We start from the raw sequence: 15,298 nt of genomic DNA, 5'->3' as shown, positions 1-15,298 counted from the left end.
GGCGAGGTCAGTGGGTGACGTCGCCGTGGGCCAGGTCGCCGTCCTTGATGACCGGCGGCAGGGTGAAGGTGTGGTGCGGGGCCGGCGAAGCGACGGTCCACTCCAGGCCCTTCGCGCCTTCCCACGAACGCGCCTCGGCCTTGACGCCGCCACGGGCGGCCGACCAGACGATGTAGGCGAACAGCAGCTGGCTGAGGCCGAAGCCGAAGCCGCCGATGGACGACCACTGGTTGAAGTCGGCGAAGGCCACGTTGTAGTCAGGCACGCGGCGCTGCATGCCGGCCAGGCCCAGGAAGTGCTGCGGGAAGAACAGCAGGTTCACGAAGAACGTGGACAGCCAGAAGTGCCACTTGCCGAGCGTCTCGTTGTACATGTGGCCGGTCCACTTGGGCAGCCAGTAGTACACGCCGGCCATGATGCCGAACACGGCGCCGGTCACCAGCACGTAGTGGAAGTGCGCCACCACGAAGTAGGTGTCGTGGTACTGGAAGTCGGCCGGGACGATGGCCAGCATCAGGCCCGAGAAACCGCCGATGGTGAACATGATCACGAAGCCGAGCGCGAACAGCATCGGGGTTTCGAAGGTCATCGAACCGCGCCACATGGTGGTGGTCCAGTTGAAGACCTTCACGCCGGTGGGGATGGCGATCAGCATCGTGGCGTACATGAAGTACAGCTCGCCGCCGAGCGGCATGCCCACGGTGAACATGTGGTGGGCCCAGACGATGAAGGACAGGAAGGCGATCGACGCGGTGGCGTAGACCATGGCCTTGTAGCCGAACAGCGGCTTGCGGGCGAAGGTCGGGATGATCTCCGACACGATGCCGAAGGCCGGCAGGATCATGATGTAGACCTCGGGATGACCGAAGAACCAGAAGATGTGCTGGTACATCACCGGGTCGCCGCCGCCGGCCGCGTTGAAGAAGCTGGTGTCGAAGAACTTGTCGGTCAGCAGCATCGTCACCGCACCCGCCAGCACCGGCATCACCGCGATCAGCAGGAAGGCGGTGATCAGCCAGGTCCAGACGAACACCGGCATCTTCAGCAGGTCCACGCCCGGGGCGCGCATGTTGAGGATGGTGGCGATGATGTTGATGGCACCCATGATCGAGCTGATGCCCATCAGGTGGATGGCGAAGATGGTGAACGCGGTGCTGGAGCCGCCCTGCAGCGACAGCGGCGGGTAGAGCGTCCAGCCACCGGCCGGGGCGCCGCCGCCGATACCGAAGAAGTACAGGAACAGCGGCATCAGCAGCAGGGTGAAGGCGAACGGCATGATCCAGAAGGACCAGTTGTTCATGCGCGGCAGGGCCATGTCGGGCGCGCCGATCATCAGCGGGATCATCCAGTTGGCCAGGCCCACGAATGCGGGCATGACGGCGCCGAAGATCATCACCAGCGCATGCATGGTGGTCATCTGGTTGAAGAACTCGGGCTCGACCAGCTGCAGGCCGGGCTGGAAGAGTTCGGCGCGGATGACGAGCGCCATCGAGCCGCCGATGAAGAACATCACCAGCGAGAACACCAGGTACAAGGTACCGATGTCCTTGTGGTTGGTGGAGTAGAACCAGCGCTGGAAGAAGCTCTGCTTGTGCTCGCCGTGGTTGTCGGCGTGGGCAGCGTCAGTGTATGCCATGGTCTTGTGCCTCTCTCGGGTTCTGCTCAGCCCTCGCCGCCCGCGTCAGCGGGGGCGGTGGCAGCGATGCGTGCGGCTTCGGCGAGGTCGCCGGCCTTCTGGGCGGCCAGCCAGGCCTCGTACTCGGCGCGCGGGACGGCCTTGACCACGATCGGCATGAAGCCGTGGTCCTTGCCGCACAGCTCCGCGCAAACGCCGCGATAGGTGCCCGGCTCGCGGATCTGCGTCCACGCCTCGTTGATGATTCCGGGGATCGCGTCCTGCTTCCAGCCCAGGGCCGGCACCCACCAGGCGTGGATGACGTCGTCGGCGGTGATCACGAAGCGGATCTTGGTGTCGGTGGGCAGCACCAGCACGCGGTCGACTTCGCGCAGGTAATGCGGCGAGGTCTCGGCGGTCGGGCGCTCGCCGCTCTGGCGGATGCGGTCGGATTCGCGATCGAGGCGGGAAATGAAGTTCACGTCCTCGCCGACGATCTCGTAGCGCCACATCCACTGGTAGCCGGTGACCTTGACGGTCATCTCGTGGCCCTTGGCGTCGTACTGCTCCATCACCTTGATGGTGGCCGGGATGGCCATGGCCACCAGGATCACCACCGGGACGACGGTCCAGATGATCTCGAGCTTGGTCGAGTGGACGAAGCCGGTGTCAGGCACCGCGCCCTTGGACTTGCGGAACTTGAACATGGCATAGGCCATCGCGCCGAACACGATCACGCCGATGACCACGCAGATCCACAGCATCAGCATGTGCATGTCGTAGGCGTTTTCCGCGGTGCGGGTGACGCCCGGGGTCATGTTGAGCTGCCATCTGGCCGGCTCGCTGTTGGCCCAGGCCACGGTGCTGGCCAGGCCGAAGGCGAGGCCCGCGGTGATCCGGGCGATCCCGGATCCGGTGGCGCGCGCTGCTTTCATCGCTGAATTCATCCGAACTTACCCCAACGTATGGTCTTCGATCCGGCCCCGGCCTGAAGCCGACGCCAGTAATACTTTCAATTGCCTGGCGAGGTCACGGCGTTCCTCGTGCGAGAGGAATGCCCCAACTTCCACCTGCCGGCCCTGCGAGCCCAGCCAAACCCTTTCCCTGCCCTCGCCGCCGTCGACCGACAGCCGCACCCAGTAAGGATGCGCGCGGAAGGCCGGCTCGGCCTGCGTGGAGCGACGGACCTCGAGGCTGCGCGCGTTCAGCGCGATTTCCTCGAACCGGTCGCCCTGCCGCCACACCCATCGCAACACTGCTGCGATGAAGGCCGCGTCCAGCAGCGCGAACGCCGGAGCGAACACGTTGCCTTGAGCGAAGGCATAGCCCGCCACCACGAAGGCGGCCAGCGACAGCGCCACGAACAACCCGGCGAACTGGCCCACGTTCAGCGCACGCCGGGGACGGAGCACCAAACGGGCTCCGGGACCTGACGGCAGCGCTGCGACGAGCTCGATCACGCGGGTTGCCTGCGACCAGCCACTGGAAAACTGCCGAATTTTACCGGCCCGCGTGCAGGCCCGGCAAGCCAATTCGACCCGGGGCACGCCAGCTTCGTGAAGGAAGACCGCTTCCGCGCCCCCCCGGCGGGGCACTAGACTCCGCTTTCTCGCGCAGACCCGCGCCGCCCCGCCCCGGACCCCCGTGAACCCGATCCTGAGCCCTGAACTGCCCGGCACCCCATCGGAACTGCGCGCCCGGATTACGGCCGCCTTCCATCGCGACGAGGCGCAACACCTGGCCGGGCTGCTGGATGAAGCCCGGCTGCCGGCGCCGGAACAGGCCCAGGTGCAGGCCGCGGCCATCGCCCTGGTGCAGCGCACGCGGGTGCGGGCGGCCGATCCCGGCATGGTCGAAGCCTTCATGCGCCAGTACGACCTGTCCAGCGAGGAAGGCGTGCTGCTGATGTGCGTCGCCGAGGCCCTGCTGCGCATCCCCGACCGCGCCACCGCCGACAAGCTGATCCGCGACAAGCTGGGCGAGGCGGACTGGGATCGCCACGTCGGCCAGTCCAGCTCGGTGCTGGTGAACGCCTCCACCTGGGGCCTGATGCTGACCGGCCGCATGGTGAACCTGGCCGACGAGACCCGCCGCAACGCCATCGGCGCCTTCCGCCGGCTGGTGGGCCGGGCCGGCGAGCCCGCCATCCGCCTGGCCGTGCGCCAGGCCATGCGGATCATGGGCCACCAGTTCGTGATGGGCCGAACCATCGCCGAGGCGCTGGAGCGCAGCCGCAAGGGCGAGCAGTCCAAGTACCTGTATTCGTTCGATATGTTGGGCGAGGCTGCGTTCACCCAGGCCGACGCCGACCGCTATTTCGGGGCCTACCGCGACGCCATCGGCGCGATTGGTGCGGGCGGACCGTATCCGGACGTCTTCGCTGCACCCTCGATCTCGGTGAAGCTTTCGGCCCTGCATCCGCGCTACGAACTGGCCAAGCGCGACCGGGTCCGGGCCGAACTGACGCCGCGGGTGCTGGAGCTGGCCCAGCTGGCGAAGAAGCACGGGATCGGCCTGACCATCGACGCCGAGGAGTCCGAGCGGCTGGAGCTGAGCCTGGACGTGATCGGCGACGCCTTCGTCGACCCCTCGCTGGATGGCTGGGAAGGCTATGGCCTGGCGGTGCAGGCCTACCAGAAGCGCGCGCCGTTCGTGATCGACTACCTGGCCGACCTGGCGCGCCGGACCGGCCGGCGCATGCCGATGCGGCTGGTGAAAGGCGCGTACTGGGACAGCGAGGTCAAGAAAGCACAGTCCGACGGGTTCGCGGGCTATCCGGTGTTCACCCGCAAGGCCAATACCGACGTGAGCTACCTGGCCTGTGCGCGGCGGATGTTCGCGGCGGCGGATGCGCTTTATCCGATGTTTGCGACGCATAACGCGCAGACGATTGCGGCTATTCATCATTACGCGAAGGGCGCCCCCTCTCCCCAACCCCTCTCCCGCGAGGGGAGAGGGGCTTTCGTGGGATATGAGTTCCAGAAGCTGCATGGGATGGGCGATGACCTTTACGCCGAGGTGATCCCGGCGGAGAAGCTTGGCGTGCCCTGCCGCGTCTACGCGCCGGTCGGTTCGCATGAAGACCTGCTGCCCTACCTGGTGCGGCGCCTGCTGGAAAACGGCGCGAACTCGAGCTTCGTCAACCGCATCGCCGACGAGTCGCTGCCGCCCGAACAGCTGGTCGCCGATCCGGTGGCCCAGGTGGACGCACTCGATAGCAAGCCGCACCCGCGCATTCCCGCGCCGATCGATCTATTCCGCTCGCAGGGCGAATACAGGAACAATTCCATGGGCGCCAATCTCGCCAACGACGACACCCTGGCCGCGCTTGCCAGCCAGATCAACGCCGCGCTCAAGTCCTGGTCGGCGACGCCGCTGGTGCCGGGGGTGGAGGCTTCGGGACTGAAGTCCCTCCCACAGGAAGTGACCAATCCGGCGGATCGGCGCGAGAAGATCGGAAAGTGGACCGGCGCCGACGCCGCCACGGTGGAAAAAGCGATCAGCAACGCCGTGGCCGCGCAGGACGGCTGGGACCGACTGCCCGCCGCCAGCCGCGCCAGTATCCTCGAGCACGCCGCCGACCTGCTCGAGCAGCGCATGCCCGAATACATCGCGCTATGCGTCAAGGAAGCCGGCAAGTCGCTGTCGTCCTCGGTAGGCGAGGTGCGCGAGGCGGTGGACTTCCTTCGCTACTACGCGCTCCAGGCCCGCAAGCTGTTCAGCGGTCCGGAAACCTTGCCCGGCCCCACCGGTGAATCCAATGAACTGTGGCTGCACGGTCGCGGCGTGTTCGTCTGCATCAGCCCCTGGAACTTCCCGCTGGCGATCTACGTCGGGCAGATCGCGGCGGCGCTGGCGGCCGGCAACAGCGTCATCGCCAAGCCGGCCGAACAGACCACGCTCACCGCCTTCGTCGCCACCCAGCTGCTGCACGAAGCCGGCGTGCCCAAGGACGTGCTGCAGTTCGTACCCGGCGATGGCGCCACGGTCGGCGCGGCGCTGACCCGGGACCCGCGCGTGACCGGCGTCTGCTTCACCGGCTCGAACGACACGGCCTGGGCCATCAACCGGGCGCTGGCCGCGCGCGAGGGCGCCATCGCCGTGCTGATCGCCGAAACCGGCGGCCAGAACGCGCTGATCGCCGACTCCTCGGCCCTGCCCGAGCAATTGGTCAAAGACGCGATGGCCTCGTCCTTCGATTCCGCCGGCCAGCGCTGTTCGGCGGCGCGCGTGCTGTTCGTGCAGGCCGACATCGCCGACAAGGTGATCGAGATGCTGTCGGGCGCCATGGACGAGCTGGCGGTGGGCGACCCGGCCCTGCTCAGCACCGACGTGGGCCCGGTGATCGACGAGGACGCGCGCGCCATGCTGGCCGCCCACGCCGAACGCATGGACCGCGAAGCCACACTGATCAACGCCGTCACCCTGCCCGAGGCCACGGCCCACGGCAGCTTCTTCGCGCCCCGGGCCTATGAGCTGCGCGCGCTGTCGCAGCTCACCCGCGAAGTGTTCGGCCCGGTGCTGCACGTCATCCGCTACGAAGCCAGCGAGCTCGACGCGGTGCTGGCGGCGATCAATGCCACCGGCTACGGCCTGACCCTGGGCATTCATTCGCGCATTGATTCGACCATCGACAAGATCTCGCGCACGCTCAAGGTCGGCAACTGCTACGTGAACCGGAACCAGATCGGCGCCGTGGTCGGCGTGCAGCCCTTCGGCGGCGAAGGCCTGTCCGGCACCGGTCCCAAGGCGGGCGGCCCGCATTACCTGCTGCGCTTCGCCTCCGAGCGAACGCTGACGGTGAACACCACGGCGGCCGGCGGCAACGCGTCCCTGCTAACCCTCGACGACTAGGCATCCTGTGTAGGAGGGCCTTCAGGCCCGAAGCTGTTTGCCGAAAAGCTTCGGGCCTGAAGGCCCTCCTACAGTGGGTGGGTTGTGGCAGGCTAGGCGCTCCTTCCCACGGCGAGGCGCCATGTACCTCGAGCACTACGGCCTGAACGAGCCGCCGTTCTCGATCACCCCGGATCCGCGCTTCGTGTACCTGAGCGAGCGCCACCGGGATGCCTTGGCGCACCTGCTGTTCGGCATCGGCCAGGGCGGTGGCGGCGGTTTCGTACAGCTGACCGGCGAAGTGGGCACCGGCAAAACCACGCTATGCCGCCTGCTGATGGAACAGCTGCCGGAGAACACGCGCGTCGCCCTGGTGCTCAACCCGCGCCTGAGCCCGGTGGAGCTGCTGGAAACGATCTGCGAGGAGCTGCGGATCCCGCTCGAGGGTCGCCGCGGCAGCCTCAAGGCGCTGGTGGACGCGCTCAACGCTTACCTGCTCGAGGCCTACGCGCAGGGCCTGCGCGTGGTGTTGATTATTGACGAGGCCCAGAACCTTGGCGTGGACGCACTGGAACAAGTGCGCCTGCTGACCAATCTGGAAACCGACACCCAGAAACTGCTGCAGATCGTGCTGCTGGGCCAGCCCGAGCTGCGCGACCTGCTGGGGCGCGCCGACCTGCGCCAGCTGGCGCAACGCATCACTGCGCGCTTCCATCTGACGCCGCTCGACGCCGGTGAGATCGAACAGTATCTGCGCCACCGCTACGCCGTGGCGGGCGGGCAGCGCTTCCCGTTCACCAAGCTGGCGGTGAAGCGTATCCACCAGCATTCCGGCGGCGTGCCGCGGCTGGCGAACATCATCGCCGAACGCGCCCTGCTGGCCGGCTACGCCCACGATGAAGCGCAGATTGGCGAACGCTGGGTGGACCTGGCGGCGCGCGAGGCGCTGGCGCCACGGCTGTCGAAACTGCCGCGCTTGAACGCGGCGCACGGCGTTGGCGCGGCGGTCGCGCTGGCGGCGCTGCTGTTCTGGTTCTGGCCCGAGCGACCGGCGCCGGCCCCGGCCGCCGTCGCGCCCCGCCAGGCGCCGCGGCCGGCGGTGGTGAAAGACGTCGTGCCCTATCTGCCCGGGGAGTCGCTGGGCCAGCGCATCGCCCTGGCCGAAGACAGCGCGCCGTCCGCCTGGCGCCAGCTGCTGGGGCTGTGGACCGTGCGCGCGCAGGAAGCCGCCCTGGCCGACGCCAGCCGCTGTCCGCCGGTGATGGCACCGGGCCTGTATTGCCTCCGGGGCCGCGCCAGCCTGGACAAACTGGCGGCCCTGGACCGACCGGCTCTGCTGCGACTGGGTGACGGCAACCGGGAAGCCTGGGGGCTGCTGCTGGGCGCCGATGCACTGCGGGTAAGACTGTGGCTGGGCGGCGGTCGTTTCGATACCGACCGGCTGGCGCTGGAACGTCATTGGCGCGGCGAATACCAGGCCGTGTGGCGCGGCCCGAGCTTCCTGTCCGCGCCCCCGAGCGTCGGCGACAGCGGCCCGGCGGTGGACTGGATCCACGACCGCCTGCGCGACCGTGCCGGCCTGGCCGATGCCGATGCCGGACCCGCGGTATTCGATGCGGCCAGCGTGGCAGCGGTACGCCGGCTGCAAACGGCGCACGGGCTGGTGGCCGACGGCGTAGTGGGGCCGGAAACCCTGCTCGCCCTGGCTTCGCGCGACAGCGAAGGACCGCGGCTGCGGCGAGGGCTGGACTGATGTCGCTGATCCTGGAAGCGCTGCGCAAATCGGAAGCCGAACGGCAGCGCGGGCGTGCGCCCGGCCTGTTCGTCGAACACGTGGCGACCCGCCCCGCCGCGCGTCCACGTGCGCCGGCATGGGCCTGGCTGGTTGGCGTGCTTTTCATCGCCCTGACGCTGGTGTTTGTGTGGCGGGAGTGGACGCGACAGGTGTCGGCGCCCGAGCCCAGCGCGGTGCAGTCCGCGCTGCCCTCGGCACCGATTGGTCCCGCGCCGGCCGATCCCGCGCCCCTGCCCGCCCGGGTCGCGGCGCCGTCAGCGCCCCTGCCCGAGGCAGCGACCACCGCTGCAACGCCGGCTGCTTCCGAGGCGGCCAGGGCATCGCCTTCTGCACCCGCGGCGATGCCGCCGGCACCTGCCGATTTGCCCTTTGCCGCTGCCGAAGCCGTCGCGGTTGCCGTTGCCGTTCCCGTCGCCGCGCCGGCTGCCCCTCCCAGCGCCGAAACCCTGCCAACACTGGCGAGTCTGGATGCCGGCACGCGCGCCCAGCTTCCGCCCCTGAAACTGAGCATGCATGTGTTTGCCGACGAGCCGGCCCAGCGCTTCGTGATCGTGGACGGCCGCCGCCTGGGCGAGGGCGCCAGCCCCGCGGCCGGCGTGGTGCTGGAAGAAATACGGCGCGATGGCTTGGTAATCTCCGTCAACGGCCAGCGCCTGCTGCTGGCGCGACCCTAGGACACCATGGTCTTCGTATACCTTCCCAGACGACGCAAGCCACACTGGCGCTGGGCCACTCCGTTGCTCGCGACGCTGATGGTGGCGGCCTTCATCTGGATCGCGCTGCTTCCCGACGACGCCGCCTGGCGCAACACGCTGCTGCGCTGGGGCACGCTGTCGGGCAGCGTCACCGAATGGGGCGCCGCGCTGCGCGACGAACGCCTGCTGACCCTGATCAGCGCGCTGTTCATCCATTTGGGCCCCGTGCACCTGATTGGCAATCTCCTGTTCCTGTTTATCTTTGGTTTCCCGGCGGAACGAAGCCTCGGCCCCTGGCGCTTCCTGCTGTTGTTCCTGGCCGGCGGTGCGCTGGCGAACCTGGCCGCCGCCCTGCTGATGGGTACGCCGGCGCGCGCCATCATCGGCGCCAGCGGCGGCGTGTCGGCCGTGATCGGTGCCTATCTGGCGCTGTTCCCCAGCGCCCGGCTGGGCGTGGTGGTGCCCTTGGGCGTGTGGCTGGAATTCATCCGCGTTCCGGCGGCCCTGTTGATCGGCATGTGGGCGGTACTGCAGCTGATCTTCACGTTCGTGGGACCCAGCTTCGGCGCGGTGGCCTGGTGGGCGCACCTGGCCGGCTTCGCCGTTGGCTTCCTGTACGCGCTGGTGCTCAAGCCCATGCTGGCGCGTCGCTCGCGCGGCAGCTAGTCCGGCGCCGATGGCCTAGAATCCGCGGCATGACGACCCGAATCCTCTACAAGATCACCTTCCTCAACGCCGGGAAGATCTACGAGCTTTATGCGCGGCGCGTCACCGCCAGCTCCCTGTGGGGCTTCACCGAAATCGGCGACCTGGTGTTCGACGTCAACGAAGGCCTGGTGGTAGACCCTACCGAAGAGCGCCTGCGCGACGAGTTCGCCAATACGCGAGTGCTGCACCTGCCGATGCAAAGCGTGGTGCGCGTGGAAGAGGTGGACCGCAAAGGCCAGCTGAGCATCCGCGATGCGGGCACCGGCGAGAAAGTGGTCACGCCGTTCCCGATGCCGGCCAAGCCACGCTAGTCAGGCCACGCCGTGCCTTCGCGCAGCCTGAAAAGCTGCCGGAACGCGCCGCGATCCGGAATTTGCCCGCCCAGGTCGATATGGATCGGCAGCCCGCCCCTCACCGGCACCCACAGACGCGGGGCATGGACACTGTCTACGGTGCCTTGAGCGTGCGTATTGAGCCGCGCCGGCCCCAGCCGCGTCATGTTGATGCGGCGAGGTAAGAACGCCAGCGTGTGCACCACGATCTCGCCCCCGCCGAGCCGGCGGATGCGCACCGCGACCATCGGCAACAGCAGGCCGGGTGAAGCCAGGGGCAAGGCGATGGCCAATAGCGCAGGTGAGCTATCGCGCCATGCCAGCCACGCCAGACCGCCGGCCGCCGCCAGGCCGGCGCCCGCCAACACGCGCCAGATCCACGCCACCCAGCCATAGCGATACAGGTCCATGGCCGGACTGTCCCCGAACCTACGCCGCCGGGCAAGCGCCCCGGGATTCAGGCGCCGCGGTCGAGCGGGCTCAGCACCCCCGCCCCGCCGCGATTGAGCACATGGGGGGAGCACCGGCAGGTGAGGCAGGTGTGGACATGAGAGATGAGGCCTATTTTTCAAGGGATTTCGGCCAGTCACGCCATGTCCATAGATTGACCCGTTTAACGCGCTGAAATTTTCTAATGGACGTCCATACTCGAGGCGTTAGCCCGAGGCAGTGCAGGCCCGATCTGCCACGACGGACTAATGCAACTTCAGGGAATACACTTTTTGGGAAGATGACGGATGCCAATCTCTTTTTCCTTCGACGGGGACGACGTAATTTGGACCCAGCAGTTTGTCAGTCCCACGGTTTATCTCGACACGTACGCGATTCGGGAGATATCCGAAAGCACTGAGATCACCACCCGGTTTGCAGAGGCCATCAAGCGCAAGAACGGCACCTGGCTGCTTGCGCCGCTGTCGACGGGGGAGTTCGCTTTGTTCGCCGATCCCCGGCACTGTGCGCTGGCGGAAACTTTGCTCGCGCAGGTGGTTCCGCACATCTATCTTTTTGAGAGCAAACCGCTGTCTGAGGAAGGCGATGCGGGTCTCGGCCAGCGTTCACTGCCCCGGCCGGCGACGAAGAATCTGGATTGGTTCTCTCGGCGGTTCTGCCAAGCCAGATTGCTACAGGACGTCTTCCAAGGCATGTTCCAACTGGTTAATGACCGCCGTCAGGATATGGTCCAAAGCCTGGACGGGGCAGCCCTGCCCATCAAGGCCACATTCGAACGCTGCCGGCAGCTTGAGTCCTACCGAGCAAAGGCCAAAGCCGCCAAGCCAGGAGATGGCCGATCTCGGCAGTTTGTGATCGCTGGTGACCTTTCGCGAGACTTTGTCCTGGACGTCAATGCCACCATTACCCGGAACGACGCGTTGGATTTCATGCATGCGGTAAATGCCGTGGACTACTGCGACCTGGTGTTGTTGGACAAGGCGTGGGAGCGAAGGGTCAACGCGCTTCGCAGGCGGATAACCGAGGCGGGCGTCGGTATGCCCATCGCCCGATGCTTCTCCAAGAGCAATAACGGTGTCGAAGCGTTCCTGGACGCGATCGAACGCTGGCCTGAGGCGAACGCTTTCGCCTGACCTGCCGGCGGGTGGCGACCTGCACTTCTCCAGCCCTGGCTGGACTCGGACAGTTTTGGGAGCGAGCTTGACTTCAAAGCTGGTCAACACGAGGGGAAGAGCGCGCTGAGCCGGTTTGCCCGTCCCCGTCTGATCGCTGATGATTGCCCCGGGGGACGTCGCGGTCGGGGCGTATCGGGCATAGATCGAGGGATGGCATGTCGAACTTGAAGGCATCAGAAATGCGGGTGGTCGACCGCGTGCTGGAGATGGAATCGGGCTACGTGCTCAACTTCTCTGATCGCACGATTGCAGAGTTCTTCCTGGATGAACTCAACATCGACTTCAACGACCTGAGCTTCGCGGTGAATGGTACGTCCAAGGCCAAGCGGCTTCGTACCTTCTTGCAAGTCGTCGACAAGGCCACCGCCGCCCGAACGCTCCGGGAGTTACTCAAATGCCGCGCCAAGATCTACCGAGACTCGGGGCGGACGGATGAACTGCCAAATGCCGATGGCATGCTGCTCGAGGTCATTGGGCGTCTGGAAGGTCGGGATATGGACCACGGCGTTGCCCCGCCGCCCGCGGCGTCGCCGGTTCCAGTGGAATCGCTCAAGTCCGAGCTGATCGCGCTGCACAACTTGGAGCCCCATCCGCGCGGATACGCTTTCGAGAAGTTCTTGATCGGTCTGTTTCGAGCGTACGGTCTGCAGCCGAACAGTCCGTTCCGCCTTGTGGGCGAGCAGATTGACGGTAGTTTCAAGTTCGAGGGGGAGTTCTATCTTCTTGAGGCCAAATGGCATAGCCCGCAGACAGCGGCGGCGGACCTTCGGAACTTCCACGGCAAGGTGACCGAGAAGGCCGCGTGGGCGCGGGGGTTGTTCATCAGCAACAGCGGGTTCACCGAGGACGGACTGCAGTCGTTCGGACGAGCGAAGGCGATCGTATGCATGGATGGGCTGGACCTTTGGACCATGCTCGACAAACGGATACCGCTGCCAGAAGTCCTCGACCGGAAGTTGCGGCACGCGGCCGAGCGTGGGGAAGTGTTTTGCTCTGTGCGGGATCTGTTCCAGATTCAGTCCTGATCCGTGCCTCCGGCCCCTGACCCCGGGCCCTCCCCTGCCCAGGCGCTATTGGGTTCTACCCCGATTCTGCGGACACTTTCACTAAGACCCATACTGGGTCAAAGGAGTGTCCATGTCCAAGCGCAAGCAATACAGCCCTGAGTTCAAGCAGGAGCTGGTCGAACTGGTTCGCGGATCGAAGTCGAGCTGCCGAAAGATTGCCCTGGAGGTTGGCGTCACCCCAGGCCTGTTGACCCGCTGGGTCCGCGAGTCTGAGGCCGGCGGAACCAAGGCTTTCTCTGGCGGCGGAGCGCCGCGCGACGAGGAGCTGGCCCGTACCAAACGCGAGCTGGCACGAGTCACCAAGGAGCGTGACTTTTTAAAAAGCGCGGCGGCGTACTTCGCGAAGCAATCACCGAACGGTACGCGGTGATTGAGTACTGCCGCAAAGACTTTCCCGTACGGATGATGTGCCGTTGCCTTGAAGTGTCGACGAGTGGTTTCTACGCCTGGTCCGGGCGCGAGCCGGGACCGCGGGCGCAGGACAATGCGCGTTTGCTGGTGCGCATCCGTGAGATGCATGAGGACAGCCGGGGCGTCTTGGGCGCACCTCGCATGCACGAAGACCTAGGCGACGAGGGCGAAGGCGCCAGCCTCAACCGGGTGGCGCGTCTGATGGCGGCGAACGGGCTTCAGGGCTGGCCGCAGCGCAAAAGGCGGCGGTTTGGCCCGAAACCCGGCAGTCGCCCGGTCGGGATCGAGAATCTGCTTGAGCGCGACTTCGACGCCTTCGAGCCCGAGACCAAATGGGTCACGGATATCTCCGAGATCCTGACGGACGAGGGAAAGCTGTACCTGTGCGTCGTGCTGGACCTGTACTGCAAGCGAGTGATGGGCTGGTCGATGCACCATCGCCAGGACCGGCACATGGTGGTGCGTGCAGTTCAAGCGGCGGTGTGGCAGCGGGAAGGCGACGCCGAAGTAATCCTGCATTCGGATCGCGGCGGGCAATTTATCAGCGGCACGTACCAGAAATTCCTGGGCGGCAACGCCTTGGTCTGCAGCATGAGCGCGGTCGGCCATTGCGGCGACAACGCGGCCTGCGAGGGGTTCTTCGGGGTGCTCAAGCGGGAGCGCGTGTACCGCACCCACTACCGGACCCGGGACGAAGCGCGGGCCGACCTGTTCGACTACCTGGAGCGGTTCCACAATCCACGAATGCGTCGTAGAGTTGCCCGGCGTGATCGGGAGTTTCAAGCCTTAATCAAACCGTCCGTGGAAACGGGGTAGAACCCCCTAGGCAAGTATACGATTGCGTTCCGTTGTAGGCTTGAGGCCTAACCAATCATTCAAGCCGACGCCTTCGGCGCGGCTTAACTAAGGTGTTAGGCCCAAGGAGCACGCGATGAATGGCATCTTCCTTTTGGCTGTACCAGTCGCGGCGATGATTGTTCACGTCTGGGCGCTTCTTGCCGGACGCCGCGGAGAGTTGAGAGTCCACGGTTTGGCTTTCTACTCAGGGCTGCTTGGCCTGTTGCTTCTTCCGACCATCCCAGCAACATTTATCCTGGCAGGTCCGCTCCCCGTCGTTGGGCCCGTCAATCCTGGCTTCGAGTCAGCGTTCTATGTGGTTGGGGCGCTATCCCTTGCCTTAGCGGCAACCTCAGCTATCCTTGCGCCCTATGTTTCGTTTCAGCGCAAACACTCAGTAGCCTAACCAATCATTCAAGCCGAAGCCGCTGCGCGGCTCGGCTTAACTCAGGCGTTAGACCGTTGCTTACCATCACCGCACATTCGATGCGATGGATCCAGGGCGAAGCGGATAATCCGGCGGACCAGTGCGCACATGGCGAAGTCGCGATGGCGGCACATGGCGTCAACTTTGTTGGCGCGGAAGACGGTGAGATCACTTTGAGCGGTGCGGCCTTCTATCTTCTCCGCACGCTTGACTCGTCTCACACGCCTGATGCTTCGGTCGCGCCCGAGAACGTGCTGCTTCCGTGCTGCGCGTTCAGCGCATGGCCAGTTGGAGAGAACGACAGCTTGCTAATAATGGGCTGCGGAGGCGGAGTAGACTTGAGTATTGAGCACCTACCTGAGAACTTGGTAAGGGTCGTGCGGGGTGAGCGATCTGCGGTCGTATCCTTGCAGGCTTGGCGCACGGCTGTAATTGCCTTCGCCCGGCAGGTCGAGGAGTTCTATGCTGCCTCCACTCCAAAGGCAGAGTTGGACGATGATCTTGATAGGTGCGGGTGGGCGATGTTCTGGGCCGAGTGGCGCGAGCGAGTTGATAGGCACGCGTCATCGGTCTAACCAATCATTCAAGCCGACGCCTGCGGCGCGGCTTAACTCAAGGCGTTAGGCCCCAAGGGAGCGCTCAATGATCCGAGTTTTTATTTTGTTAGCGTTCGCAGCACTTTTGGCCGCCTGTGCAACCGCCCCAACGACGTCTTCGCTTTGTACCACCATGGGCTGCATCGAGCCGCGCGCCGCAGGTGCCGCGCCCGTCGGAGCTAAGCTGGAGTTCTCGCAATGCGACTACCGGAACGGCGCAATGAACACTTATAGGTATGTGAACGTTGAGGCTGGCTGGAGTTTGGTCTTCCACGGAAGTGTGCGTTCAGAGGATTGCGGCGCCGGTGACGGCGCCTAACCAATCATTCAAGCCGACGTGCCTCCGGCACGCGGCTG

The 15,298-nt window shown here is 65.7% G+C and carries 14 protein-coding genes; 10 read left to right on the top strand and 4 right to left on the bottom strand.

Translation table 11 applies throughout. The annotated features are described in order from the left end of the window. Positions 1-7: 7 nt before the first annotated feature. From ctaD to ACYVGY_RS00560, 3 genes are read right to left on the bottom strand one after another with little or no spacing between them, the layout of a single operon-like run. On the bottom strand, positions 8-1,636 hold the full coding sequence (gene ctaD / locus ACYVGY_RS00570; RefSeq protein ID WP_460455547.1) for a cytochrome c oxidase subunit I: 1,629 nt from the start codon (positions 1,634-1,636) through the stop codon (positions 8-10). Between the two features lie 26 nt (positions 1,637-1,662). Then, positions 1,663-2,550: a cytochrome c oxidase subunit II gene (coxB, locus tag ACYVGY_RS00565; protein ID WP_460455546.1), complete on the bottom strand. Its 888-nt coding sequence runs from the start codon at positions 2,548-2,550 to the stop codon at positions 1,663-1,665. 18 nt (positions 2,551-2,568) lie between these two features. Next, positions 2,569-3,075 carry a DUF2244 domain-containing protein gene (locus ACYVGY_RS00560; protein ID WP_460455545.1) on the bottom strand — a complete coding sequence of 169 codons (507 nt, stop codon included), beginning with the start codon at positions 3,073-3,075 and terminating at the stop codon, positions 2,569-2,571. A gap of 184 nt (positions 3,076-3,259) precedes the next feature. Between ACYVGY_RS00560 and putA the strand changes: the two genes are divergently transcribed. The 5 genes from putA (at position 3,260) to ACYVGY_RS00535 (ending at position 9,957) form a co-directional block, all read left to right on the top strand. Then, positions 3,260-6,469: a bifunctional proline dehydrogenase/L-glutamate gamma-semialdehyde dehydrogenase PutA gene (putA, locus tag ACYVGY_RS00555; protein ID WP_460455544.1), complete on the top strand. Its 3,210-nt coding sequence runs from the start codon at positions 3,260-3,262 to the stop codon at positions 6,467-6,469. Between the two features lie 121 nt (positions 6,470-6,590). Next, a complete protein-coding gene (locus tag ACYVGY_RS00550; RefSeq protein ID WP_460455543.1) occupies positions 6,591-8,201 on the top strand; it encodes an ExeA family protein in 1,611 nt (536 codons plus the stop codon). Further along, a complete protein-coding gene (locus ACYVGY_RS00545; protein ID WP_460455542.1) occupies positions 8,201-8,917 on the top strand; it encodes a general secretion pathway protein GspB in 717 nt (238 codons plus the stop codon). The genes ACYVGY_RS00550 and ACYVGY_RS00545 overlap by 1 nt, the downstream gene beginning before the upstream one ends. Positions 8,918-8,923: 6 nt before the next feature. Next, a complete protein-coding gene (locus ACYVGY_RS00540; protein ID WP_460455541.1) occupies positions 8,924-9,604 on the top strand; it encodes a rhomboid family intramembrane serine protease in 681 nt (226 codons plus the stop codon). A 29-nt stretch (positions 9,605-9,633) separates the two neighbouring features. Then, on the top strand, positions 9,634-9,957 hold the full coding sequence (locus ACYVGY_RS00535) for a DUF1820 family protein (RefSeq protein ID WP_460455540.1): 324 nt from the start codon (positions 9,634-9,636) through the stop codon (positions 9,955-9,957). On the opposite strand, the gene ACYVGY_RS00530 is transcribed toward ACYVGY_RS00535, so the two are convergent. After that, positions 9,954-10,388, bottom strand: a complete 435-nt coding sequence (locus ACYVGY_RS00530) for a hypothetical protein (protein ID WP_460455539.1) — start codon at positions 10,386-10,388, stop codon at positions 9,954-9,956. The genes ACYVGY_RS00535 and ACYVGY_RS00530 overlap by 4 nt on opposite strands. A gap of 327 nt (positions 10,389-10,715) precedes the next feature. Here ACYVGY_RS00530 and ACYVGY_RS00525 point away from each other — a divergent pair, with 327 nt between their 5' ends. From ACYVGY_RS00525 to ACYVGY_RS00505, 5 genes are all read left to right on the top strand, one after another. Then, complete coding sequence (locus tag ACYVGY_RS00525; protein WP_460455538.1) at positions 10,716-11,561, top strand: hypothetical protein; 846 nt, start codon at positions 10,716-10,718, stop codon at positions 11,559-11,561. Positions 11,562-11,758: 197 nt separating this feature from the next. Beyond that, positions 11,759-12,628, top strand: coding sequence for a restriction endonuclease (locus ACYVGY_RS00520; RefSeq protein WP_460455537.1), 870 nt, complete (start codon positions 11,759-11,761; stop codon positions 12,626-12,628). Between the two features lie 112 nt (positions 12,629-12,740). Then, positions 12,741-13,897 (top strand): IS3 family transposase gene (locus tag ACYVGY_RS00515; RefSeq protein ID WP_460455536.1). Its coding sequence is split into 2 segments (ribosomal slippage): positions 12,741-12,990 and positions 12,990-13,897, totalling 1,158 coding nucleotides; the frame shifts between segments, so codons are not numbered across the junction. A gap of 115 nt (positions 13,898-14,012) precedes the next feature. Continuing rightward, positions 14,013-14,324 carry a hypothetical protein gene (locus ACYVGY_RS00510; RefSeq protein WP_460455535.1) on the top strand — a complete coding sequence of 104 codons (312 nt, stop codon included), beginning with the start codon at positions 14,013-14,015 and terminating at the stop codon, positions 14,322-14,324. Between the two features lie 56 nt (positions 14,325-14,380). Next, on the top strand, positions 14,381-14,920 hold the full coding sequence (locus ACYVGY_RS00505) for a hypothetical protein (RefSeq protein ID WP_460455534.1): 540 nt from the start codon (positions 14,381-14,383) through the stop codon (positions 14,918-14,920). Positions 14,921-15,298: the final 378 nt, after the last annotated feature.

This window comes from Arenimonas alkanexedens, assembly GCF_054781355.1.
This window is presented reverse-complemented; position numbering and strand designations above follow the sequence as displayed.